15 protein-coding genes and 1 tRNA gene are annotated in these 24,642 nt (G+C 65.1%); 5 read left to right on the forward strand and 11 right to left on the reverse strand.

Going from position 1 to position 24,642, the window contains the following annotated elements:
• Positions 1–358 precede the first annotated feature (358 nt).
• The 5 genes from N4264_RS20285 to metX form a co-directional block, all read right to left on the reverse strand.
• Entirely contained in the window at positions 359–9,673 is a 9,315-nt protein-coding gene (locus N4264_RS20285; protein WP_261694047.1) for a CARDB domain-containing protein, read from the reverse strand.
• Between the two features lie 32 nt (positions 9,674–9,705).
• Entirely contained in the window at positions 9,706–10,107 is a 402-nt protein-coding gene (locus N4264_RS20290) for a hypothetical protein (RefSeq protein ID WP_261694048.1), read from the reverse strand.
• A gap of 464 nt (positions 10,108–10,571) precedes the next feature.
• Positions 10,572–10,658 (reverse strand) — tRNA-Leu (locus N4264_RS20295).
• Between the two features lie 135 nt (positions 10,659–10,793).
• Positions 10,794–11,372 carry a cysteine dioxygenase family protein gene (locus N4264_RS20300; RefSeq protein WP_261694049.1) on the reverse strand — a complete coding sequence of 193 codons (579 nt, stop codon included), beginning with the start codon at positions 11,370–11,372 and terminating at the stop codon, positions 10,794–10,796.
• Positions 11,373–11,407: 35 nt separating this feature from the next.
• On the reverse strand, positions 11,408–12,508 hold the full coding sequence (gene metX, locus N4264_RS20305) for a homoserine O-acetyltransferase MetX (protein ID WP_261694050.1): 1,101 nt from the start codon (positions 12,506–12,508) through the stop codon (positions 11,408–11,410).
• A 422-nt stretch (positions 12,509–12,930) separates the two neighbouring features.
• On the opposite strand from metX, the gene N4264_RS20310 reads away from it, so the two are divergent.
• Positions 12,931–13,317 carry a class I SAM-dependent methyltransferase gene (locus N4264_RS20310; protein ID WP_261694051.1) on the forward strand — a complete coding sequence of 129 codons (387 nt, stop codon included), beginning with the start codon at positions 12,931–12,933 and terminating at the stop codon, positions 13,315–13,317.
• A gap of 41 nt (positions 13,318–13,358) precedes the next feature.
• A complete protein-coding gene (locus tag N4264_RS20315; RefSeq protein ID WP_261694052.1) occupies positions 13,359–13,889 on the forward strand; it encodes a DUF4166 domain-containing protein in 531 nt (176 codons plus the stop codon).
• Positions 13,890–13,941: 52 nt separating this feature from the next.
• Here the strand turns inward: N4264_RS20315 and N4264_RS20320 are convergent, their stop codons facing one another.
• Positions 13,942–14,217: a winged helix-turn-helix transcriptional regulator gene (locus tag N4264_RS20320; protein WP_261694053.1), complete on the reverse strand. Its 276-nt coding sequence runs from the start codon at positions 14,215–14,217 to the stop codon at positions 13,942–13,944.
• A 308-nt stretch (positions 14,218–14,525) separates the two neighbouring features.
• Entirely contained in the window at positions 14,526–16,202 is a 1,677-nt protein-coding gene (gene hutU / locus N4264_RS20325; RefSeq protein ID WP_261697667.1) for a urocanate hydratase, read from the reverse strand.
• Between the two features lie 178 nt (positions 16,203–16,380).
• Here hutU and N4264_RS20330 point away from each other — a divergent pair, with 178 nt between their 5' ends.
• A complete protein-coding gene (locus tag N4264_RS20330) occupies positions 16,381–17,652 on the forward strand; it encodes an alkaline phosphatase family protein (RefSeq protein WP_261694054.1) in 1,272 nt (423 codons plus the stop codon).
• A gap of 18 nt (positions 17,653–17,670) precedes the next feature.
• On the opposite strand, the gene N4264_RS20335 is transcribed toward N4264_RS20330, so the two are convergent.
• Positions 17,671–19,044 carry a formimidoylglutamate deiminase gene (locus N4264_RS20335; protein ID WP_261694055.1) on the reverse strand — a complete coding sequence of 458 codons (1,374 nt, stop codon included), beginning with the start codon at positions 19,042–19,044 and terminating at the stop codon, positions 17,671–17,673.
• A 154-nt stretch (positions 19,045–19,198) separates the two neighbouring features.
• On the opposite strand from N4264_RS20335, the gene hutI reads away from it, so the two are divergent.
• Entirely contained in the window at positions 19,199–20,425 is a 1,227-nt protein-coding gene (hutI, locus tag N4264_RS20340; RefSeq protein WP_261694056.1) for an imidazolonepropionase, read from the forward strand.
• Positions 20,426–20,505: 80 nt separating this feature from the next.
• On the opposite strand, the gene N4264_RS20345 is transcribed toward hutI, so the two are convergent.
• The 3 genes from N4264_RS20345 to N4264_RS20355 all read right to left on the reverse strand — a co-directional run bounded on the left by N4264_RS20345 (position 20,506) and on the right by N4264_RS20355 (position 22,413).
• Positions 20,506–20,688: a 30S ribosomal protein THX gene (locus N4264_RS20345; protein ID WP_261694057.1), complete on the reverse strand. Its 183-nt coding sequence runs from the start codon at positions 20,686–20,688 to the stop codon at positions 20,506–20,508.
• Between the two features lie 99 nt (positions 20,689–20,787).
• Positions 20,788–21,894, reverse strand: a complete 1,107-nt coding sequence (locus tag N4264_RS20350; RefSeq protein ID WP_261694058.1) for a cation diffusion facilitator family transporter — start codon at positions 21,892–21,894, stop codon at positions 20,788–20,790.
• 60 nt (positions 21,895–21,954) lie between these two features.
• Complete coding sequence (locus tag N4264_RS20355) at positions 21,955–22,413, reverse strand: MerC domain-containing protein (protein WP_261694059.1); 459 nt, start codon at positions 22,411–22,413, stop codon at positions 21,955–21,957.
• 104 nt (positions 22,414–22,517) lie between these two features.
• On the opposite strand from N4264_RS20355, the gene N4264_RS20360 reads away from it, so the two are divergent.
• The gene (locus tag N4264_RS20360) at positions 22,518–24,503 is read left to right on the forward strand and encodes a TonB-dependent receptor (RefSeq protein ID WP_261694060.1); all 1,986 of its coding nucleotides are present in this window, start codon (positions 22,518–22,520) and stop codon (positions 24,501–24,503) included.
• The last annotated feature ends 139 nt before the right edge of the window (positions 24,504–24,642 follow it).

Here is a 24,642-nt window from a genome sequence, read left to right on the forward strand (position 1 = left end):
CACCACACCGCGGATACGCTCTTCCGATGCGGGCGCTATCAGCGACACCTCCGGTGGCGAGTAATCGACGACCAGGCTGACGCTGTTGCTGGCATCGCTTTCATTGCCGGCACGGTCGATGGCGACGACGTGGTATTGCGGGCGTCCTTGCGGCGCACCGGCATCCACGTAGTGTGTCGACGGAACAGGCTGCGGGGTGATGCGTACACCACCGCGGTAGACGTGATACCCCGCCAGATCGGCGACAGACGTGGCGCGCCAATCAAGCACGACGTCGCGACGGTTATCCACGCGACCGACCAGCTCCAGTGGTGTTGGCGGCGCAGACGCATCCCGATGGATGCGAACGGTGTCGCTGCTAATCAATCCGGCGCGATCGCTTACGGTCAGGCGCAGCTGGTAGTCGCCATCCGGTTGCAGCAGTTGCACGCTGGCCAGTTGCGCCGCATCCACGGGCTGCTCGCCGCGGTGGATGTCGGACCACTGTTCCGGTGTCTGCCCGACGGGCGCAACGCTCAGACGGTACTCGGCGAAATGCGCATCCGTCGCGCTCCCGGTCGCAACCAGCGGGTCGCTGACGTAGGCATCGTTGGCCGGTGCAGTGACTCGCGCGACAGGGGGTGCGATCAACGATCACGGTGCGGACGTCTTCCGCCGCGTTTCCGGCGGCATCCTCGGCCTTCAAGCGCAATTGATAGGTGCCATCGGGAACCGCCGGGGTCCACGCGATAATCTCGGCATCCGTCAGCGCGCTGGTGCCCTGCGCAAGGTTTGCCCACGTGTCGCTGCCTTCTGTAGCAATAGCCAGCGTATACGCCGCAAGATTCGGATCCTGCACCGAGCCTTTGATGGCGTTGGACGATGCGGCCTGCATGATCTCGCCATCGGCCGGTGCCGACAGGATGACGGTAGGTGGCGTCGCATCGAGGTGATAGGTGGCATCCTGTTCCGACTGGTTGCCGGCCGCATCACGTACACGCAGGCGCAGTGCGTAGCTGCCTTCTGGCGCGTCGGGCGGAATCGTCAGGGTGATCGCGCCAGCGACCGTGCCCTGGCTGGACGCGATGGGTTCGCCGCCCGACAACGGAACGATGTCGGCCTGGTAATCCTGGAAATGGGCATCGGCCACCGAGAACTGCATGGCGCCGCCAGCGCGGATGAACGGCGTCGCCGGCTGAAGTCCAGTAATCGTCGGCTTGGTGGTATCGACGATGACGGGCACCGAAGCCTCTTCCGGAGACACGGTATTTGTCGGGTCTGATGCCAATACGCGAACGGTGTATTCGCCGTCCGGCGCAGCGGTGGTGCCGACCAGCCCGTTCCACACGTAGGCCGTTTGCCCAGCGGAGACGGATCCGGTGTGTACGGTCGCCACTACCTGCCCGCTCGCGTTCTCGACGCGGACGACGCCATCTGCATCGCGAAGCATCGACAGATTCAAGCGCGTGACGTCGCGAACGCCGTCGCCGTTGGGCGAGAACAGGGTCGGCTCTGCGGAGAATGCACCGATCAATTTTGCCGGTTCGCCCAGAACGATCGCACGCCGGGCTTCGGCCGCGTTGCCGATCGCGTCCTTCGCCTGCAGCACGAATTCGACGGGGCCGGTCTCTTGCCCGCGTGACCATGCGAACATCGACTGCGTACTGTGGATGACATTCGTATTCGAGGTCAGTTGGGCCAGATTGTTCGGTGCCGCCGCGGACGCCACAGACAGCACCCAGCGTTCGAGCAAGGAATCCTGCACATCCCCGCGAATGTCGACGATGGCCGAGAGCACGATGTCACCGGCTTCCGGTTCTGCGAAGCCCACTGTCGGCGGTGTGGTCTTGACCATGACGGGATAGCGCAGCTCGCGCTCATTGCCGCAGTCGTCCTTCGCCTCGATCAGGATTTCGTATTCGCCATCGGCAACGAGGTCCCCGTTGACGCGACCGTCCCACACCACATCGATTGATTCGCCAGCAACGCTGACATCCAGTGTTCGAAGAACGGTGTCAATGCGAAGCACCTTCGCTTCGACCGTGACGGGTTCCGTCGCACGCAGGTGAATATCCGACTGGGCGAAGTTGGGATATCCCGAATGCGTGATCGCGCGGATCAGCTGCCCCTGGTGGGTCACAAGATTGCCCGACGCCATTCGCTCGACCAGCTTGACAGTGTTGTCAACTTCCACATGTGCCATCTCGCACACCGGACCGCCCGAGTAGCCCACCGTTTTCAGGCGCACAGCGGCGAGGCCGCTGATGTTGCGGGGAACCGGCATGCTGCTTTGAACCACCGTGGACGACTGTGTCAGCGGGATATAGCAGTCGCCGACACAGCGATAGCCGCCATCGAGCTTCGTCCAGGCGCTGGGGCTCACGCCGTTGCCGATGGAGACTTCGTACTCTTGCCGGCTGGCGGCTTGAATACCGGCGCGAAACGGGATGCCTGAGTTGGCGCAGAGTTTCGTGCCAGCTACGGGGTATTGGAGGTTGATCGTGGGCGGCGTCTTCTCAATCTGGACGTGCGTGCGGCGGAGTGTCTGCCAGACCTCATCAGACTTACCTTCAAGGACGACTTCCATCTGCCCTTCTGGCCAGCCGGTGGTATCCAGCATTGGGAAATGAACGTCGCCCAGCACGCCGATCATCCGCGTGTATTGGTCAGGCGAGGTCTCCCATTGGCCGGTACTCAGGTTCAGATAGCGCCAGCGCACGGTGTGCGGCCACGGCATTGGATTGACGACGATCCAATCGTCTACAAAAAGGTCCTCAACCTGGCTCACCTCGAGAACCAGTCGCGCCTTGTCGGTCGGCACGCCGTCGCAGCCATCGTGAACTACTGCCTCCTGCTTCAGAGAGAACCTGAACAGCGGTTCATCAACCTCACGGCAGAATGTTGGTTCGCTGACAACGCGCTCCCCGTCCGCGTCGAATCCTTCCACCCGGAACATGTCCGCGCCTGGCGGGAAGAACTCAAGCAGGCCGTCCCGCACAAAAGTGGGCTCCTTGCTCTGAATCGGACCGTTGTCGGACCAATGCCGCAGCACGGGAGACCGCAACACCCCTGGAACAAATTCATGGACACGGACGAATGGATTTTTAGGGGGTGCGCTCGGGTCTTCACCTGGGCAATACGGCTTGTCAATCCCCCCGACGTATACAACGACCTGATTGGAGTGATGGATCTCTCCCGTCTCCGTCTCGCCACGAAGTCTCAGATGGTAGTAGTAGCCGCGTTCCAGCGATGTCGGTATCGCTACGGCGAAGGAAGGCGAGTTGAAGCAACGCTTGACGCTCGCCCGGCAATCTACTTCCGATATTGTTGCCTCGCCCAGATCTGTCCACTGCGTAGCTTCGCGCGGCGCCATCTGGATGGAAATCCGGCGCATCGGCCCTGCTGCATTGACAGCGACCAGAAACTGATCCGTCGTGCCAGAATCAAATTTGAGCGCCTTATGTGGGCCATCGACAACGACGGGTACGTCGCCGTCACCATGATCATAGACGTGCCGTAGCCGCCGCGTCGTCTCGTTGTAGAAGAGCGACAAGATCAGCCGCTCACGCGGCTTTTGCGCAACCGCAACGGAGCGATTGCCCGCCACATCGGTCGTCGTCATGCGGAACGTGTGTGTTCTCGCCAGTTCCGTGTCTCCGAAATGGAGCGCCGTCGTTCCGGAGGAGCTGTATTCGCCGTACCCGTGTTCCGTTGTTGTGGAAAATCCGTCAGCGCTGCTTTCCACCACGTACTGAACACGTTCCTCATCCGCGCTGAACGTCAGTTCGGCCGCGTGTGGCTTTTCGTCTGTCGGAACGACGATGCCTTTGAAGGTCGCTTTCGCTCCGGGCGCGACGGTGTCCACCACCACGGCGAATGCAAACCCTTCAACTGTCAGCCAGTAAGTCCCGTCGGGCACGATGGCACCATTCTGTCCCTCACCTCCCCATGTAACCGTCTGAGTGCCCACATCACCAGGGCCGTAGTTCCGCTCGGTCCGGTAGACCTCGCCCTGTCCACCCTTCACTGTGACGACCATACTCGTTGGCCGCCGAACGGTGAATCGAACCGTGACGCTCTCTTTGACGCCATCGCCATTCGGCGAGATGTAGCGTTCGTTGGCAGAGGCGCGGGTGATCGCGGGCGAAGCAGCGGCCGAGGTCACCGTCGTGGAGGCGGCGCGGCGGTTGCCAGCGCGATCGAACACGGTCAGTCGTACGACATAGGCGCCGGGATCGGGCGGTACCCAGCTCAGAAATACGTCATCGATGACTTCGGTGGCGCTGGGATCGGTAATCGCGTACCACACGTTCGGGGCGCCGACGTGCGCGTATTCCAGCTCGTAGCGCTGGAAGTTGCGATCAGCGGCTGTGCCCGACAGCTCAATCGCAGCGCCCGTAGACCGCGCGCGAATACCGGCAGCCGTGTTCATGCGGGTAGTGAAGACCTGGCCACCGGACAGCGCTGAAGTCTGGTCAGCGGAGACCTCGTTAATCCCACTTCCCTCTCGCCAACGCGCTGCGGTCACGCCACCACCGGCGTATTGCACGCGGCCGTCGGCAAGCAACCGTGCGCCGTCGTTCATGGTCAGCACCGGCCAGTACTCTGGCCACTCGCGGCCGACGTCCGCGAAAGCGGGGTAACGATCCTGGTCGGCTGGCAGTTCCAGCGGCCAACCGGTGCCTTGCCATTCGGTGCGGATCTGCGTGTCTTCGAGCCCGGTGGTAAAGAACTCGGTGGCGCCCTGCTTGTAGAGCGGTTCGGCGAAACCGTCATGAACGATCCATTCCGAGACGGTCAGATGAATCTGGCGCCGGAGCGGATCGTAGAAGGTCATATCACCATTCAGCCAGATGGTGTTGACGACGGTGGCCAGACCATCGTACCTGGCTTCGGCAAACAGGTAATGGTGCGGGCTGCCAGGCTCTTGCACGTAATCGCCGACACGGGCAAACGGCGGCAACTCCGCTTGTGCCATGGCGACACCCTCCGGCGAATAGTGAGTCAGGCGACGTGTCTGCGCGTCCAGCACGAGCAAGACGTTTCCGCGCTCAAACCAGTCAAACGCGACCTCAGCGCGGCCAGGCTCCTGCGGCTGATTCGGGCGATCGACAATCGTCCGTTGCTGCGATGTACGCAGGTCCACGATCCGGATGAAGGTGCGGCCATTCTTGATTTCACGAACGGCCACGTGGCTGCGTCCAGCGTCAAGCAGCGTGTGTGGCGGCGTTTCCGCGCCCGACTCTACCGGTCGCGCCAGCGGCACCACGGGCTCGGCCGGGTCGCGTGGGATGAAGTCCGTGAACAGCTGGTGTTCCTTCACCAGAATGCCGTGGGGTGTGAATTGTGGAACCCCCGGCGGCAGCATTCGGAACGACCGGAACTGATTGGTGCGGAAGTCGAAGATTTCTGCGGGACGCCCCATAGCTCCCACGACCAGCTCATTGTTATCGAAGAAACCAGCCGCCCCGTATCCCGCGCCGGCGATAGCGCTGATTTCGTCGGAACCCAGCGCGTTGGCCGAATAGACGCCACCACCGTTCTCCAGCGTGAATACCAGACGAGTACCGTCGGGACTGAGAACGAACGACTGCACACGCGCCGGAAGCTGGTTGCCCCGGACCGGGCTCATTACCGTTTCCCGCACACCCGAGTGCCGGTGGACACGGTAGATGCCACTGGCGACCGAAGAACCCAACGGCGAATTGGTGTACCCAAACAGGTAGTTCGCCGATTCGCCGGCGGGGCCGGGAAGGAGGTTGTACAGGTTCACGATGAAAGCATGCGCATAGCGCGTTTCGACCGCCTCCAGAACGGAACTGCGATCGGTATCGACCACAACCGTGGCCCGGGCCAGCTCGGCCCGCTGCGCATCGCGGACGATCAGGAAATAGTCACCATCGGGCACCGTTCCGCCAAGATCGTGTTCGCCACGCCACACCAGCTGGCCACGGCCATCGCCAGTGGTCGTGATCGGTGGGAATTGACGCACTACGACACCGCTACGGGATTCCGCCGTGACGAAGACCTCGCGGCTGCCTGTTACACGAAATACCGCTGCCGTCTCATCGCGGATGCCATCGCCATTCGGTGAAATGTAGCGCTCACTCGTATAGAAATTCGAATTCTGCGTATCGAACGGCAGAGTGGCGGTGTTGTTCTCCTTGGTGACCTCGCGCACGGTGCCCGCGGGATCGACAACCACGGTCACCGCACCGGTGTTCTCATTCGGTGTCCATTCCCACTGCAGCTCGACGGTGCCGTGCGCGGGAATGGTGCTGACGGGTTTATCGGCAATCACCGCGCCGCTCGCATCACCCTGGATCAGGCGCACGAGGATATTCGAGGCATCCTGCCCGCCGAGGTTACGCACACTGATGCGCGTGAGCGCGGGTTGCCCCGGCACGGGCAGCGCCGGCACAAGCGTGATTCCCGCGGCATTGACGGCAAGATCTGGCAAGGGACGAACCGCCAGCGACTTGACCGTGAAGTTGTTGCCCTCGTCGATTTCATCAATGACGTGATCGGCGTCGGCCACGACATAGAGAGCCTGCTCTGTGTTCAGCGGGTAATCGGCATTGGTCAAGGTGACGAGCAGTTCCGCCCCCTCACCAATGCCCTGCAGCGTGGTGCGTGCCAGCAAGGCACCGCCGGCGTCCGGCGATTGCGCGTAGAGCGCTACGGTGAACGGTGCGGTGATGGCGGAGCCGGCGTTACGCAGCTGCACGGACGCAGTGAGTGGCGCGCCTTGCTGCGCCGGCGTTGGATTGAATGCCAGGCTGGTGCCGACGAGGAACAGGTCAGGGCCGGTCGGCGGCGTAACGGTGAAATCCAGTGTTGCCGCGTTGTTGGTTTCATCGGATTCAGCCACGGTATTGGCCGAATCAACCGTCACCGCCAACGACGCAGGTCCTGCCTGCTGCGTTCGCCAGGTCAGCCGGCGCTGCACCGAACCACCCGGTGCAATCTCGATGTAGCTCTCGCCGATTGCGTACGTCGTACCGTTCTGGACGACTTGCGCGCGGAACTGCGTGCGTGGCGCAGCAAAGGTGCCGCGGTTGTGCGCCGTTACGAGGAAGACGACTTCCTGGCCCACGATTGCCGGGCCGTCGATGGTGAGATCCGCGGGACTGACAGCCAGATCAATCGTCGAGACGGGCGCGACGATCAAGGGCGCGTTGTTGTTGTCTTCGCGGGCTTCGGACAGACGATTTTCAGGATCAGCGAGTACGCGCAAGCGCGCCTGGCTGGCATCGGTCATGGTGAATTGCAGCGTCACCGTGGCCGTGCCGCGTGCGGGGAGATCCACCGTTTTCTCGTCCAGCCGCTGCGGCTGCGCATAGTCGGTCTGCAACCGGACAGGCACTGCCGTGACGGGCGTATTGCCGATGTTTCGCACCACGATGGTGACGGTGACGTCCTGCGGAAACTGGTCGACTGCAGCGGGATTCGCCGTGATGTCCGATGCGTAGACCGCTACATCCGGACCTTCCGGATTCGCCTGGAACGTCACGCTGCGCGAGGCGGTGTTGTTGGCCTCCGAGACTTCCTGCACCGTGTTGGCAGGATCGAGCACCAGCCAGATGGCATGCGTGCCGCTCAATCCATCGGTGGCCCAGTCGCCCACGATGCGTTGCTGCGAACCGCCTTGCAGGCGCGGAATCGGTACGGTACCGATCAGCGTGCCGCCGGCCGCGGGGTCGCCATCAAACCACCTTGCCTCGGTGATCTCGGAGACCCGGCCCTTGTTCGTGACAATAGCTTCCAGGCGCACCCGCTCTCCCACGGAGGGGGCCGCCGGTGTCGCGGTTATTTCGCCGGCAACGGCCAGATCGGGCCGCTCCAGGCCGACCATGGCCGAGATAGTGGTTGCGGTCAGGTAGACACTGCCCCAGCTCCCATCGGCCTGCTGCCACGTACGAACCCGGTCGCGCACGGCGCGGCCTGTTTCCTCTTCCACCGGCACCCGCCCGATCAGGGCGTAGAGCTCGATCGTGTCACGGAAAGACGGCGTGACGTCGCCCGCGACACCCGCGGCATCAACCCGTGAACCCAGCCAGGCAGCGGCGCGGGTCAGCGCAAGATCAGCAGGTTCACGATGGCGAGCCAGCAGCCGGGCGGCACGGAGCGTGGGCAGAAGGCGTCCTCGCCCGCCGTTCACCACTCCGAAGCTGCCATCGGCATTCTGCGTGGCATCCAGCGTGCCCAGGACTCGCCGGACGGCGTCCGGGTCGCGGCCGTACTGCGTGAGGGCCTCGGCCACCATGGTCGAATCGAGCGTACTGGCGGCGAAGGATCTGTTGAGTCCCCAGCCGCCACCTGCACCGGGCTGCGCCTGGACGGACTGCAGATCGTCCGTTCCCACCAACGTGGCGGCACGCGCGAGGCGGCTGTCGTGCGTGGTGAGCGACTGGGTCTGCAGCCAATAGCGCGCTTTGGGTAGACCGGAAAACGCAGGGTCGAGCACTTCGAGCGCGGCGATAGCCGCGGCCGTGTCACGGACCGCGGTGGTCGGCCGGTCAGCCCACTCACCCGACTCATGCTGTTGGCGCTTGAGCCATTCGACGGCCTCGGCCAGGCCCGGCGGAATTTCCGCAGGTGGATCCACCGGCAAGGTATACGGCCGCCCGATGCGATCCGTGGGACGTGCGCTGTTGAAGATGCGCAACTGCGCACGGCCGTCGGTCATCTGCGCAAAGTGCTGCTGCATTCGCGTTCGCAGCAGTTCCAGCTGGGCCAGCAGCTGCGAGGGAATGGACTCGCCCCGACGCTTGAGCAACACGATGGCGGCGCGGAATTCGCGCTGCGATGCCTGCACGTCGGGCGAGCGCGGCCCTGCCGCAGCAACAATCTGGTCAATGGATACGGATTCCGTCTGCGCAGCCGTTATCGCGCCCAGGACGGGCAGGCCGGTCGCGACGCCTTCGGCATTGCGCAGCAGCGCCATCGGCGGCACTTCGGACGCCGCCGCAAACCCCGCGAGGTAGAGATCCAGCGGGCTGTAGCGGTGGTTCACGTCGGTGGCGACGTATTTTCCGTCGTCGCGGCGCGTCCAGTCGCTGCCGTACATGACCGAGGCGTCGCTATCGAGGAAGTAGCTCCAGTGATTGCCGTCGCGGCCGAGGAGATCATTGCTGTTGCTTCCGTTGGCCTGGCGGAACGGCACCGCCGCGACCCACCGGTGCATCACTTCGTGCGCCAGTACGTTCAGTGTCGACGGATAGCGCACGTCCGACGGGTTCAGCGCGTAGCGGCCAGTGGCCGCCATGTCGATGTAACCCTGCAGGCGCTGCGGGCTGCCGAATGCCGCGCCGTTATCCACCGGCGGAATGCCAATACCCGTCACATCGTTGCGGATGGCCGAGTAGAACGCTGTCGCGGGGCCGGTATCGAACTCGAACGTGGTAAAGACGATGAGGAAATCAACATCGTCCGGGTGTCTGGTGTAGTAGGTGTGGGCGACGTCGATGCGCGGCGAGGTCAGCGGGCGGGCGTACTCGCCGTCGAGCTCGATCACGGTGATGTTTCCGACATCCGCCATCGGGCGAATCTGGACCTGCGCAGCCGACGCGGCCGTCTGAAGCCGCAGATCGACATCGTTCACCAGTTCGGTCGTTGCAGCGGAAGCGACGGCCATTGCCCCCGACGCAAACACCGCTGCCAGGGCACGCCACACCATTTTGAGATTCGACATGGAAGTTTCTTTGGACAGGATGGACGCGACGCTCAGCGTTGCGTCCGAAGCTTCGGGGTACGGGTGGGCTGCACGACCGTCGGGACCTGCCCGGTCGCGTTCTTGCCCAGGGATTCGGCCAACTGGTGGAAATCGATGCGTTCGCCGAGGCGTACGGACACGGTGTATTCCTCGCCGTGGTAGCGCTGGTCCCAGCGGAACACGGCTTGATCGCCCGAGACGCGTTGCAGACGCCAGGCCGCGTCGACGGTGCCGTCGTCAACGCGCAATCGAAGCGGTTTCTGGCCAGGGCGGCTCAGTACGACAGCCTGGATGTCCGAAGCTGCCGCTGCCAGTGTCCATGGCTCGGCGCTGGCCAAACCGCACAATGCCCATCCGGCGGCGACAAAAACCCACCGGAAGCCCGTGACGGGCTTCTTCGACGTTACCAGCATCCCCCAACTCCTAGCGCGCTCGAACGCGGCGCTGCACCCGCGGACGAAAGCCCTCAGCAATGACCGTATTCACGGCGCCGGCGTCATCCCCGTAGACGACAGCGCTTCCCCAGGATGAAAAGGCTAGCAAACTCGATGCCCGCCAACGATGGCGAATATGCGCGCGCCTGCAGCCGGGTCACTGCTAATCGTTTGTTCTGCAAGGAAAGTGACACCCGGCAACGCAGCGGGCGTGTGACAAAAAGTCATAGCGGTTGCAACACGTGGCGAGCGGCGAGACGCGGATTTGCCGACCGGTACGGCAAAGAAGACGTACGACACCGGCACGCTGAACACGATGCCGCGTTTTCCAGTTACGTTCTTTGTAGCAAACTGACAACACGCGTCGACAGGCATCGCGCGTCACACGAAGGGAATTGCATGGCGGATGCTGACGTACGGAAACGCAGCGAGGAGAACTGAAATGGTGCCGGTGGAGGGACTCGAACCCACACTCTGTCGCCAGAAACGGATTTTGAGTCCGCCGCGTCTACCAATTCCGCCACACCGGCACGGTGCATGTCGGGCGCGAATGCGCCGACGAAAGGCAGGCCGCACAGTATACGGGTTGTGGGCGATTGCGCAATCCCGCGGGGCGGGCCAGACGGAGGCCAAGCGCCTCCCGGATGGCCGGGAGGCACGGGGAATCAGTGGGTCAGGTCGAGCGAGAGCTTGCGCTCGTCGCGCTCGTACCAGCAGTCGGCCAGGGGCTTGAAGACGCTGCAGCAGGTCATCGGGCCGCGGTAGATGTGCAGGGAGACGGCGACGTCGTCGTCGCTGGGGTTCTGGATGGTGTGGTATTCGTGGGGCGGGATCAGGCTGCCGGCCGAGCCGGCACCGGCGATCATGGTGCCACGGGATTCGAACCGGTAGCGTTCGGAATCGCGGCCGGTGAGCTCGTAGGGGGTGATTTCGAGGGATCCGTGCCAGACGCCCTCGACGCACCACATGCCGGCGTGGTCATGGATCGGGGTGCCCTGCCCCGGGCCCCAGGTCATGGCAATGACGCAGTAGCCGTGTTCTTCGCTGACGTAGAGCTCGCGCCGGGCGTAGTGGTCGCCCACGGGCTCGAAGACGCAGTCGGGCAGGCGCACCTCCGGGTCGCGGATCAGCTTGCACAGGGTGTGGCGCAGCTGGTCGGTGATTTCAGTGGGGCAGTCGCGACAGATGGCGCGGTCGAGGGCGTCGACCAGGCGGCGGGCGCCTGGGAAATCCAGCGTGAGCATTGGAGCGTCCGAGTAGGGCTTTCGTGGCGCGGAGTTTACAGCCGCGCCAGGAAGTGCGCGATGGCTGCGCCAAAACGGGTGATATCGACCAGGAAGGCGTCGTGCCCCTGGGGGCTGTCCAGGGCCACGAATTCGACCTCGGCGCCCCCGGCGCGCAGACCGGTGGCGATCTCCTCCTGCTGGCTCAGGGGGAACAGGATGTCGGTCTCGACCCCGATCACCAGGGCGCGCTGCAGGGCAATGCGGCTGAGGCCCTGCGCGACGCTGCCGTCGCCGTACTCGCCGACATCGAACCAGTCGCTGGCACGAGACAAATACAAATAGCTATTTGGATCAAAGTTACGCACGAATCGGCGCGCATGGCCGACCAGGTACGACTCGATCTGGAATTCCGCACCAAAGGGTTCTTCGTCGCGCTGGTCGGATTCCAGGCGGATACGCGCGAACCGGCCCACCCACTCCATGGCCGAGCGATAGGTGATCACGCCGAGCTTTCGCGCGATCGACATGCCGGCCTCGGGATACTGCTCTTCCGTGTAGTGGCCGTTGTTCCAGTTCGGATCCAGGCGAATGGCTTCGCGCTGCAGCGAGCGGATGGCAATGGCAAACGGCTGCGCCTGCGGCGCGGTGGAGATACTGATATGACTGCGCGCACTGCCCGGATGCAGCGCCAGATACGCCAGCGCCGTCATACCGCCCATGGAATTGCCCAGAAGACAGGCCAGGCGCTCAATGCCCAGGCCTTTGACGAGCGCGTGGCCGGCATTGGCGGCGTCTTCGAGAGTCAGTTCGGGAAATTCCAGCCGATACGGTTCGCCGGTGGCGGGGTTGATCGATGCCGCTCCGGTCGAGCCTTTGCAGCTGCCGAGCGTATTGACGCAGATGACGAACCAGCGGCGCGTATCGATGTAGCGCCCGGGGCCGAGCATGTCTTCCCACCAGCCGGCGCTCGGGTCTTCGGCGTTGGACGCCGCGTGCGCGCTGGGCGAAAGGCCGGTGAAGATCAGAATCGCGTTGTCGCGCGCGGCATTGAGTTCACCCCAGGTTTCATACGCCACGCGGGCGCCGTGCAGCACGCCACCGCGTTTCATGGGGAACGGGGAAGGAAGGTCGAAATACTGGCGGGCGTCGCCCATTGGCACACACGGGATCTGGCGGCAAGTCGAAGGCGCGACTGTAAACTCCCGGCCACACCAAATCCAAGGCTTGCCGGGCCTATCCATAGGAAATTCATGCAGGGCAATTCGCGCATCGTCGACAGCGCCCAGTCCGGGCCACATCCAAGGCTGGCGGAAATCGTGCGGCGTCATTGGGAAAGCCCGTTCCGGCGTCCCGTTGCCGACCACGGCCAACGGGCGTTTGACGCGCTCGCGGCGCGCCTGGCCAGCGATGACCGTCCGCGCGTGCTCGATTCGGGCTGCGGCACTGGCGCCAGCACGCTGGAACTGGCCGCGCAGCACCCCGACACGCTGATCATCGGCGTGGACAAATCCGCCGCACGGCTGGAAACGGGGAACGCCATTCCCGCCACGCGGGAAACCCGTCTAACGCCATTCTCGTGCGTTGTGATCTTGTGGATTTCTGGACACTGGCCGCACGCGCCGGCTGGCGATTCCATTGCCAGTATTTTCTCTATCCGAATCCCTGGCCGAAGCCCGAACAGGTACAGCGTCGCTGGCATGCGCATCCGATCCTGCCGGCCATCCTGGCCTGTTCGCGCCGTACGGTGCTGCGCACGAACTGGGCCATCTATGCGCAGGAGTGGGCGCAAACACTGCAGCAGCTGGGATGGGAGACGAACCTGCATACGATTGCGTGCACGTCACCTGATGAAGCACTGACACCCTTCGAACAGAAGTACGCGCTTTCCGGCCATACGTTGTGGCAGGTGGCCGGCACGCGCAGGCCAGGCGAAGCCGCGGCAGGTGGAGATCACGCACCGTGACGCCCCTGGTCAGCGACTGGTTCGGCCCCGCCTTCGAACAGTTGCATCCGCTGCTGCAACAGTTGCATCGGCAGGGTGGTGAGCTGTCGGGAACGGTCGACATCCGTCTTGGCAGCGGCGTGGCGGGCGTTCTGGGCCGAAGGATCGCGCGTCGGCTGGGGATTCCGCCGCACGCCGGGCGCTGCGCCATGCGCGTGCACATTTATCACGACGCCGGCGCCCTGCACTGGGACCGCCGATTCGGCGATGGCGCAGCCTGGATGTGTTCGACGTTCTCGCCCACCGGGAATTGGCCGGACGGCTGCTGGATCGAGCAGACTGGGCCGGTCCGGCTGGCGCTGGGTGTGCAAATTGAAAACGGCGGCTGGCGTTGGAAGCTACGTCGTGCCTGGCTGGCAGGTATTCCACTGCCGCGATGGGTGCTGCCCCGTTCGCGCGCAGGCAAATGCATCGAAGACGGGCGCTACCGCTTCGACGTGACATTCGCGGTGCCGATCATCGGCGACGTACTTTCCTACGGCGGCCTGCTGGACGCCGCCCCCTTCCCTTCCACCGGTGTTGACAGGCCCTGATGGCCTTCCACCGGCCCGCAACGAAGCCGGTGGGATGCCTGGACGTTGTGCGTCACTCGCGCTCGAGGCGCCGCGCCCAGTTCTTGGACCAGGTGCCCAGGGGCACCAGCAGGCCGTAGAGCGCAGTGCCCGGACGCGTCAGCCGGTAGCCCTGCTCGGAGTGCTCGACGATGCCGGCGCCACGCAATTCGGCGAGGCGACGGTTGAGCACGGTGGGAGAAACGTTTTCGCAACGGGCCTGCAGCTCACGGAACGTGGCCGGGCCTTGTTCGAGATTCCAGATGATGCCCATTGTCCAATGGCGGCCCAGGAGGTCGAACAGGGCCATGACGGGCGTACCGGAACGTGAGCCGCGGACCGGCTCGCCTGGTCTTGGGAACGACATAGGGCACCTCGCTACCTATGGGGTAGCGAACTGTATCGCTACCTGTTGAGCGGCACAATAGTGCGTGAATTCGCCCCCGGTGACTGCCAGACGGGCGCTACGCACCGTTCGTAGACAGCAGTACACAAACCGCGCGGGAACTCATGTTCCCTTTCGCTAAGAGTTGCACACCTTCGTGCGCCGGTAAAGCGTCGCCGCCGTACCGGCACCCGGTTTGCAACCCTGCCATTCCGACAGGGTTGCAAGCACACTTACACACCCAGCATCGGCAGCTTCAGGCCCTGCTCGCGAGCGCACTGCTGCGCAATCTCGTAGCCGGCATCGGCATGCCGCATCACCCCCGTGCCAGGATCGTTCCACAGCACGCGGGCCAGCCGTTTGTCAGCTGCCTCGCTGCCGTCGCAGACGATCACCACGCCCGAGTGCTGACTGTATCCCATTCCGACGCCGCCGCCATGGTGCAGCGACACCCAGGTGGCACCGCCGGCCGTATTGAGTAGCGCATTGAGGAGCGGCCAGTCGGAAACCGCGTCGCTGCCGTCCTTCATGGCCTCGGTTTCCCGGTTCGGGCTGGCTACGGAACCGGAGTCCAGGTGATCGCGGCCGATGACCACCGGCGCCTTGAGCTCACCGTTGCGCACCATCTCGTTGAAGGCCAGCGCGAGGCGATGGCGCTGTCCCAGCCCGACCCAGCAGATGCGCGCCGGCAGGCCCTGGAAGCTGATGCGCTTGCCGGCCATGTCGAGCCAGTTGTGCAGGTGCGGGTCGTCCGGGATCAGCTCTTTTACCTTTTGATCGGTTTTATAGATATCTTCCGGATCGCCCGACAACGCCACCCAGCGGAACGGACCGATGCCGCGGCAGAACAGCGGGCGCACGAAGGCCGGCACGAAACCGGGGAAGGCGAAGGCGTCTTCGCAGCCTTCATCCTTTGCCATCTGGCGGATGTTGTTGCCGTAATCGAACGTCGGCACGCCCATGCGGTGGAACGCGAGCATGGCGTCGACATGGACACGCATGGATTTCTTGGCCGCATCGCGGGTGCCGGCCGGGTCGGACTTCTTGCGTTCCAGCCACTCTTCGACCGTCCACCCCAGCGGGAGGTAACCGTTAACCGGGTCGTGCGCGCTGGTCTGGTCGGTCACTGCATCGGGCCGCACGCCACGGCGGACCATTTCCGGTAGCACATCGGCCGCATTACCCAGGAGGGCGATCGAGCGGGCTTCCCCGGCGGCGGTGTAGCGGGCGATGCGGGCCAGGGCGTCGTCGAGGTCGGTGGCCTGTTCGTCGACGTAGCGGGTCTTTAGGCGGAAATCGATGCGGCTCTGCTGGCATTCGATCGTCAGCGAGCAGGCGCCGGCCAGCGAGGCGGCGAGCGGCTGGGCGCCGCCCATGCCGCCAAGGCCGGCGGTGAGGATCCAGCGCCCACGCAGGCTGCCCTGGTAATGCTGGCGGCCCATTTCCACGAAGGTTTCGTAGGTGCCCTGCACGATGCCCTGGCTGCCGATGTAGATCCACGAACCGGCCGTCATCTGGCCGTACATCATCAGGCCCTTGCGATCCAGCTCGTTGAAGTGTTCCCAGGTGGACCAGGCCGGCACCAGGTTGGAATTGGCCAGGAGTACGCGCGGAGCGTCCGGATGGGTGGGGAAGACGCCGACCGGCTTGCCCGACTGGATCAGCAGCGTTTCATCGTCGTTGAGCTCGCGCAGGCTGCGCAGGATGGCGTCAAAGCATTCCCAGTTGCGCGCGGCGCGGCCGATGCCGCCGTAGACCACCAGCTCGGCCGGGTTCTCGGCCACTTCCGGATCGAGGTTGTTCTGAAGCATGCGGAAGGCGGCTTCCGACAGCCAGCTCTTGCAGGAAAGGGTATTCCCGCGCGGGGCACGGACGACGCGGGTGGTATCGATGCGGGTCGGGGCAGTCATGGCCATCTCCGGAAAAGAGGCGGCGATTATAGGCCGGGCGTGCTGCCGACCGGGCAGCACCGTGCTAGCGCATTGTAACGGCGCTGTCGAGAAGGATCACCTCGGCGTGACGCCGTGGTGAGTCACTGCGCCCTCTTCGTGACGGGCGCTCGACAAGACGCTTTGGCATACTCCCGCCATGCCCAGTAACGCCTTCGCCCTCCGGCGCGCCTGCCGCGTCCTTGCCCTGCTTTGTCTTGCGCTCGGCCTCGCGGCGTGCGGCAGCCAACCCGTCCGCCGTGCATCTGCCCCGGCCGATCCCCTGCTACTGATTTCAATCGACGGCTTCCGCGCCGACTACCTCGACCGCGGCGTCACCCCGCACCTGTCCGCCCTGGCGGCGACGGGAGTGCGCGCGGAAGGGCTGCGCCCTTCGTTTCCCTCCCTGACCTTTCCGAATCACTACACCCTGGTGACCGGTCTCTACCCGGATCATCACGGCATTGTCCACAATGTCATTGACGATGCCGCCAACGGCCGGCACTTCGTCTACAACAATGCCAGGACCACCGCCGATCCCGCCTGGTGGGGTGGCGAACCGATCTGGGTGGGCGCGGAGCGCCAGGGAATCCGCAGCGCCACGATGTTCTGGCCGGGATCAGACGTCGCCATCGCTGGCGTGCGTCCGAGCTTCTGGCGTCCCTTCAGTCGTTCGGTGACGCCGGACGAGCGCGTCGATGCGGTGCTGGAATGGCTTTCCCTGCCCGAAGATCAGCGGCCGCGGTTCATCACCTTGTATTTCGAGCAGGTCGACCGGGCCGGCCATGATGTCGGACCCGATTCACCCGACCTGGGCCAGGCGCTCCGCCAGATCGACGCGGCGATCGGGCGCCTGTTCGACGAGCTGGACCGGCGCGGCCTGCGTGGGCGCCTCAATACCGTGGTCGTGTCCGACCACGGCCAGGCCCCGTCCAGTCCGCAGCAAGTGATGACCATCGATGACGAGATCGACATCAACCGGATCGAACCGGTGACGGTGGGCGTGGTCGCCGGTTTCCGTCCGCGGCCAGGTCAGCAGCACTATGCGGACAGCACCCTGCTGGCGCCGCACCCGCACCGCCAGTGCTGGCGCAAGTCCGAAATTCCCACCCGCCTGCACTACGGGCGTAACGAACGGATTCCGCCGATCGTGTGCGTGGCCGCCGAAGGCTGGGTGTTCGCCACGCGCGCCTGGGAAGACCGGCATGCCGCGGGGCACTCCCGCGGCGAGCACGGCTACGACCCGGCCCTGCCGTCGATGCGCGCCCTGTTTCTGGCCCAGGGACCGGCGTTCAAGGCACGCCAGGTCATTCCGGTGTTCGACAACATCGACGTGTATCCGCTACTCACCCATCTGCTCAAGATGCAGCCGGCCCGCCACGACGGAACGCTGGCAACGCTGGCCGGTATCCTGCGCGAACCGCCGCGCTGAGGCGGCGGCGCGGCCCCGTCAATCCTGCAGGCGGCGGATCGTTTCCGCGTAGCGCTGCTCGATGAGGTCGCGGTCGCGGTGACGGCCGTCGCGCACGCACCAGCGCCCGGCGACCATCACGTCGCGCACCAGATTGCGATTCCCCGAGAAGACCAGCGTATCGATCACCTGGTGCTTGGGGCGACCCGCGAACTGCGGCGCGGCATCATCGAGAACCAGCAGGTCGGCGCGGTGTCCGGCGGCCGGTGCCGCACCGGCTTCGATCGCGCCGATCGGCACGCCGCTGGCCCGCGCACCGCCGAACAAGGCGTCGCCCCAGAGGGTTTCGCCGACGCTGTCGCTGGATTCGGAAACAGCGATATTTCGGCGACGCGCGACGAGACGCTGGCCGTATTCCAGCCAGCGCAGCTCTTCGATGGGGGAAACGGAAATATGGCTGTCGGAGCCCACGCCCAGGACACCACCGGCATCCAGGTAGCCGCGCAACGGGAACACGCCGTCGCCGAGGTTGGCCTCGGTGGTCGGGCACAGGCCCGCCACCGCGCCGCTTTCGGCCAGTCGACGCACTTCGGCGTCATCCAGGTGAGTGGCGTGCACCAGGGTCCAGCGGGCATCCACCGGCGCATTGTCGAGCAACCACTGCACCGGGCGGGCGCCGCGCACGGCGAGGCAATCGTCGACTTCCGCCGTCTGCTCGGCGATGTGGATGTGTATCGGGGCATCGTCCACCAGCCCGCTTTCCAGCACGGCGCGCAGCGACTCCGGCGGCACCGCCCGCAGCGAGTGGAGCGCGACGCCGACACGCAAAGTGTCATTTTCCCCTTTGCGCAGGATAGCAATGAGATCCAGGTAAGCGTCGGTGGCGTGGGCAAAGCGTCGCTGGCGCTCGCTCAGGGCGCGCCCATCGAATCCACCGGTCTGGTAGAGCGTTGGCAGCAGGGTGAGGCCGATGCCGGTCTGCTCCGCCGCCTCGATGAGGGCGCGCGACATGGCGGCCGGATCATCGTAGCGCCCGCCGTCCGGACGATGATGCAAATAGTGGAATTCACACACCTGTGTAAATCCGGCTTCGAGCATTTCCATGTACAGCTGGGCGGCGATGGCACGCAGGTCGTCCGGCTGCACACGGCCGGCGAAGGCGTACATGGTTTCGCGCCAGGTCCAGAAACTGTCGGCCGGATCCGTCTGGCGTTCGGCCTGGCCGGCCATGGCGCGCTGGAACGCATGCGAGTGCAGGTTCGGCATGCCGGGCACGACCCAGCGCCCCAGGCGCGCGGCGGTCCCGTCGCCGGAATGGGCCACCGTCGCGAAGACGCCGTCGCGGATGGTCAGGTCGATACTCGATTCCCAACCGTGGGGCATCCATACGTGATCGGCACGCAGCACACTCATCGCATCCTCCTGGGTGATCTGACTGCGGTGGACGATCTGCGCCCTGTCCCGCAAACTGGCGCGCATGGTGGCGCCTTGCGGACCGCACGCCAAGCCCCACCGTCCCTACGCTACCCTCTGCGCCCGCGCCGATACGGATTCTGGACAAGCCCACATGGACAAACCCTGGGACCATCTGCTGATCGACTGCCACCTGGCCACCCTCACGGACAACGGCAATGCCTACGGCGCCATCGAGAACGGCGCGCTGGCCTGGAAAGACGGTGTTCTGACCTTCGCCGGCCGCGTGCAGGATCTCCCGGGCATGCCGGTGGAACTGGCAGATACGGTCGAATCACTCGATGACGCCTGGGTCAGCCCCGGCCTCATCGATTGCCACACCCACCTGGTGTTCGGTGGTGATCGCGCCGCCGAATTCGAGCAGCGCCTCAATGGCGTGAGCTACGAGACAATTGCCCGCTCCGGCGGCGGCATCGTCTCTACCGTGCTACACACGCGCACCGCCAGCGAGGACGCGCTGCTTGCCCAATCGCTGCCGCGCGCCCGCGCCCTGGTTGCCGAGGGTGTCAGCACGATCGAGATCAAATCCGGCTACGGGCTGGACCTTGATTCCGAATCGAAGATGCTGCGCGTGGCGCGCCGCATCGGTGAAGATCTGGGCATCGGTGTTTCCACGACGTTTCTCGGCGCGCACGCCGTGCCACCGGAGTTCGCCGGGCGCCAGTCGGACTACGTCGATGAAGTCTGCATCCACATGATGCCGGCGATTGCGGCGAACGGCCTGGCCGATGCCGTGGACGCGTTCTGCGAGAAGATCGGCTTCACCGACAGCGAGACGCGCCGGGTTTTCGAAACCGCGCGGGGCCTGGGTCTGCCGGTAAAGCTGCATGCCGACCAGCTGAGCGACCTCGGCGGCGTGGCCCTGGCGAGCGAGTTCTCGGCGCTGTCCGCGGACCACCTGGAATACACCAGCGTGCAGGGCGTGCGTGCGATGGCGGCCAGCGGCATGGTCGCCGTGCTGCTGCCCGGCGCCTTCTACGCACTGCGCGAAACCCGGTTGCCACCGATCGAGCTGCTGCGCGAACACGGCGTGCCAATGGCGGTGGCCACCGACCTCAATCCCGGAACCTCTCCGCTGCTGTCGCTTCGGCTGGCCATGAACATGGCCTGCACCCTTTTCCGCCTGACGCCCGAAGAGGCGGTTCGCGGGGCCACGGTTCACGCCGCCCGGGCCTTGCGCCTGAACGACCGTGGCGCGCTGGCCACGGGCCTTCGCGCGGACGTGGCGGTATGGGGCATCCGGCACCCGGCCGAACTGTGTTACTGGATGGGCGGCAACCCCTGCCGCGCGCTTTACGCCGGTGGCCGCCGTATCTGCTGATCTGCCGGCGGTCCCTTAAACAAAAACCCCTGCCGGAGCAGGGGTTTCGTGATTCCAGCCAGAGCGTGGAAGCGGGCGAATCAGGCCGCCGGCTTCTTCGCCGCCGGCTTCTTGGCGACCGCCGGGGCTGCAGCCTTCTTCGCGGCGGACTTCGTGCTCACGGCCTTGGACGCACCGGTCGTCTTGATCGAATGCGGACGGACGTTGCCGTAGCTGCCCGAATAGGTCTTGCCCTTACGCGTCTTCTTGTCGCCTTTGCCCATCTCGAATCACTCCAGAAATATCATGCGAATGGTCGCGTAGCTTACCAGCGCCGGCGCCCTGCGCAAACCGGCCGGTCCGGCCGGCTGCCCGGGGGCACTTCAATGGGCGTGATGGCAGCCGGTCGGGGGACGCGGCGTGGCCGGCTCGCATTTGGGTTCGCTGCAGACGATTCCGTCAAGCTGCACCGTCACGTGCTCGATCCGGAAATGCTCGCGCAGGGCGCGTCCGACGGCCAGGATCGCCTCGTCGGGCGCGGTGCCGTCATTCAGTCGTGCGTGCAGCGTGGCCACGCGCACTCCGCCCGCCAGCTGCCAGACGTGAACGTGATGGACCTCGCGCACGCCGGATACCTCGGCTTCGAGCACCTGTACCAGCGTGTCGACGCGGACATCTTCCGGCACGCCCTCGAGCAGGATGTGCGCCGAGCGCTTGAGCAGACGGACCGCGCTGAACAGGATCAGGGCCGCAACGAAGATCGAAATCGCGGGGTCGGCCCACAGCCATCCCATGTAACGCACCACCAGCGCCGCCGACACCGCACCGACCGAGCCGAGCAGGTCGCCGATGACATGCAGCCGCGCACCGGCGGTGTTGAGATCGTCGTGGTCGTGATGGCCCAGTGCCTGCAGCACGAGCACGTTGACGCACAAGCCCGCCACGGCGACCGCCAGCATCATTCCCGAAAGAATCGGCGCCGGGGAAAGGAACCGCATGACGGCTTCGACGACGATCCAGAGCACCAGCACCAGCTGCGAGACCGCATTCGTGTAGCCCACCAGCACTTCCAGCCGGGCGTAGCCGAAGCTGCGCCGCGAATCGGCCGGACGCCGTGCAAAGCGGGCACCCAGCCAGGCGAACAGCAGCGCCAGCGCATCGACCAGCATGTGGCCGGCATCCGCCAGCAGGGCGAGCGAACCGGATAGCCACCCACCGACCGCTTCCGCAAACAGGGTGATGGTGGTCAGGCCGAAGGCCAGCAGCAGGCGACGGATGCGCTTGTCGTCACCGGCGTAGGGCGCCAGGTGCGCGCGATGCTCGTCATCGAGCTCGGCATGGCTGTGACCGTGAGTATCCCCGGCATGGTCATCACCGCTGGAACCCGCGTGGTCGTGGCCATGGGAGTGATCGTGGCCATCGCCATGGTCATGGCCGCAACCGGAATGGGCCGGGGGCAACGGACGAAAATGGGTGAACGGAGAACTCATCGGACCGCTGTCTTCACATGGACCGCCGCCATGCTAGGCAGCCGCGGCGCGGTTACACAATCACCCGTGGCGGCACAGCTCGGTGTGCACATGGGTCAGGCGCAGGTTGAGCACGTGTGCCAGCGCCACCAGGGTTCCACCGGCGCTCACCAGCACGGCGTGCACACCGGCATAGCTGTCGAAGTCGACCAGGACGCCGGTCAGCAGCAGCGCGATGCCCGGCACCAGCAAACCGAACCCCAGCGCACGGCCATGACGGCGATAGCCCAGGTAGAGCGTCACCGTCGCCAGCACGCAGGCGAAGGTGACGAAGCCACGCTCAATGCCGTGATCGGCCAGGAAACCCAGGCCGATGGCGGGCAGCAAGGCGATCACGAACGGCAGCAGCGCACAGTGGACCGCGCACAGGAACGAAGCCGTCGCCCCGAAACGATCAGCGAAACGGGCCAGCCGATGGGATGCGGCGTCGGCCGGTGGCGGAGTGTTTTCAGCGTTCACGCGGGAATGGGACGGGCGCATCGGATGGGCTTGTGCGGCGCACAGCATGACTTTCGGCAGACCGTAGCGGGGAGATTTTGATACAGTATAACATATCTTATTGAGATCGATGGTTGGAGTCACCGATGAAGCGTTCGTTGCTCGCACTGGCCATGGCGGCCTCCTTCAGCAGCGCCCTGCAGGCCGAAACCGCCGCGGATGCCGCGACAGACAAACCACCGCGCGACCACGCGGCGCACCAGCTCGACGCCGTGCAGGTCACTGCCATGCCGATCCAGCAGGATGCGGAAACCGTGATTGCTCCGGTCAGCGTGCTCAGTGGGGCTGAGCTGGACGATGCCAAGGCCGCCACGCTCGGCGAGACGGTGGCCAGGGAAGCCGGTGTGCAGACCACGTTTTTCGGGGCCGGCGTCGGCCGGCCGGTGATCCGCGGCATGGAAGGCGCGCGCGTCGGCGTGCTGAGCAACGGGTCCGGCTCGGGCGATGTCTCCACCGTGTCGCAGGATCACGCCGTCGCGATCGATCCGTTCCTTGCGGACCAGATCGAGATCCTCAAGGGCCCCGCCACCTTGCTGTACGGCTCGGGCGCCATCGGCGGCGCCGTCAACGTGGTGGACGGCCGGATTGCGGAACGCCTCCCGGAACGCGCCGTTTCCGGCCGCGCCGAACTGCGCGGCAACAGCAATACAAATGAGCGCAGCGGCATGGCGCGTCTGGACGTCACCGCTGGTGACTTCGTCCTGCATGCCGACGGCGTCCATCGCGAAACGGACGACTATGACGGCCCTGACGGTACCGTCCCCAACAGCGCGCTGACGACCAAGGCGGGTTCATTCGGCGCGTCGTGGATTGGCACCCACGGATTTATCGGCGTGTCGGTATCGCGTTTCCTCAACCGGTACGGCAACCCGGCCGAGCCGGGCGACCCGGCCACGGGCGAACCAGGCGTCACACTCGACCTGGATCAGACGCGGCATGACTTGCGCGCCGCCTGGCACCTGGACGAATCGCCGCTGGAGTCGGTGCGCGTGGACTTTGGCCATACCGATTACAGCCACACCGAATTTGAAGGCGATGAAGTCGGAACCGTGTTTCTCAACACCGCGAACGAAGGGCGCGTTGAGCTGATCCAGCGCGAACTCGACGGCTGGCGCGGCGCCTTCGGCGCGCAGTTCCTGCGCCGCGATTTCCAGGCAATCGGCGAAGAGGCGTTCGTACCGCATACGTTGACGCGCAGCTTCGGGCTCTTCGCGCTGCAGCAACGCGAATGGTCACGCCTGAAGGTCGACTTCGGCGCCCGCGCGGAAAAATACAAGACCGATCCGCAGGGCCCGCTGCAGCGCGAGTTTTCACCGGTCAGCTTTTCCGCCGGCCTGGCCTTCGAGATCTCCGAGCCCTGGCACGTGCAGCTCAACCTCGATCGTGCGCAACGTGCGCCGGCCGAGGAAGAGCTCTTCGCCAACGGCCCCCACGTCGCCACCGACTCCTTCGAGATCGGCCTGCCCGATGCGCGCAAGGAAACCTCCTCGCAGGTGGAGCTGGGGCTGCACTACCACAGCGATTTTGTATCCGCGAAGGTATCGGGCTACATCAATCGCTTCGACGACTTCATCTACCTCGCCAATACCGGCGAGGTCGAAGATGAGCTGCCGGTGCGCCAGTGGTCGCAGGACGATGCACGATTCCGCGGCGTGGAAGCGGATGCGACCTTCGAGCTCGGCGAGGCCGCGGGAGGTCATTACGACTGGCGCGTCTGGGGTGACCTGGTACGAGCGCGCCTGGACGACGGCACGCCGCTTCCGCGTATCGCGCCCGCGCGCCTGGGAACCGAACTGAAGTGGTCGGCCGACGCATGGCGGGCCTCGCTGGGCATCGTGCGCTATCGGAAGCAGGACCGCACCGCGCCGCTGGAAACGCCGACGGACGGCTTCACCCTGGTCAACGCGCACGTCAGCTACACGTTGGAAACGGGCGACACGACGAGCTGGGAGATCTTTGCCGACGGCACGAACCTGGGCAACCAGGAAGCGCGCCTGTCCACCTCCTACATCAAGGACGCTGTGCCGCTGCCCGGCCGCGCCATTTCCTTCGGGGTGCGCGCGTTCTTCTGACACGGGTATCCGAACCGTTTGCCATTCCGGGCTCCCTCCCCTCCGCGGAGTGCCGGATGACTCAGGGCGCTCGTCCGGGCGCCCTTTTTTTACGCTGTTGCCGATGCCTGGCGCCACCGGAGCACGCATGGCCTGGTAG

Origin of the sequence: Tahibacter amnicola, assembly GCF_025398735.1 — a bacterium.
Classification (GTDB): Bacteria; Pseudomonadota; Gammaproteobacteria; order Xanthomonadales; family Rhodanobacteraceae; genus Tahibacter; species Tahibacter amnicola.

What these genes read in the sequence shown, in the direction of transcription:
- N4264_RS20285 (WP_261694047.1), bottom strand. Translation starts at nt 9,673, where the DNA reads ATGTCGAATCTCAAAATGGTGTGGCGTGCCCTGGCAGCGGTGTTTGCG.
- N4264_RS20290 (WP_261694048.1), bottom strand. Translation starts at nt 10,107, where the DNA reads ATGCTGGTAACGTCGAAGAAGCCCGTCACGGGCTTCCGGTGGGTTTTT.
- N4264_RS20300 (WP_261694049.1), bottom strand. Translation starts at nt 11,372, where the DNA reads ATGCTCACGCTGGATTTCCCAGGCGCCCGCCGCCTGGTCGACGCCCTC.
- metX (WP_261694050.1), bottom strand. Translation starts at nt 12,508, where the DNA reads ATGGGCGACGCCCGCCAGTATTTCGACCTTCCTTCCCCGTTCCCCATG.
- N4264_RS20320 (WP_261694053.1), bottom strand. Translation starts at nt 14,217, where the DNA reads ATGGCCCTGTTCGACCTCCTGGGCCGCCATTGGACAATGGGCATCATC.
- hutU (WP_261697667.1), bottom strand. Translation starts at nt 16,202, where the DNA reads ATGACTGCCCCGACCCGCATCGATACCACCCGCGTCGTCCGTGCCCCG.
- N4264_RS20330 (WP_261694054.1), top strand. Translation starts at nt 16,381, where the DNA reads ATGCCCAGTAACGCCTTCGCCCTCCGGCGCGCCTGCCGCGTCCTTGCC.
- N4264_RS20335 (WP_261694055.1), bottom strand. Translation starts at nt 19,044, where the DNA reads ATGAGTGTGCTGCGTGCCGATCACGTATGGATGCCCCACGGTTGGGAA.
- hutI (WP_261694056.1), top strand. Translation starts at nt 19,199, where the DNA reads ATGGACAAACCCTGGGACCATCTGCTGATCGACTGCCACCTGGCCACC.
- N4264_RS20345 (WP_261694057.1), bottom strand. Translation starts at nt 20,688, where the DNA reads ATGGGCAAAGGCGACAAGAAGACGCGTAAGGGCAAGACCTATTCGGGC.
- N4264_RS20350 (WP_261694058.1), bottom strand. Translation starts at nt 21,894, where the DNA reads ATGAGTTCTCCGTTCACCCATTTTCGTCCGTTGCCCCCGGCCCATTCC.
- N4264_RS20355 (WP_261694059.1), bottom strand. Translation starts at nt 22,413, where the DNA reads ATGCGCCCGTCCCATTCCCGCGTGAACGCTGAAAACACTCCGCCACCG.
- N4264_RS20360 (WP_261694060.1), top strand. Translation starts at nt 22,518, where the DNA reads ATGAAGCGTTCGTTGCTCGCACTGGCCATGGCGGCCTCCTTCAGCAGC.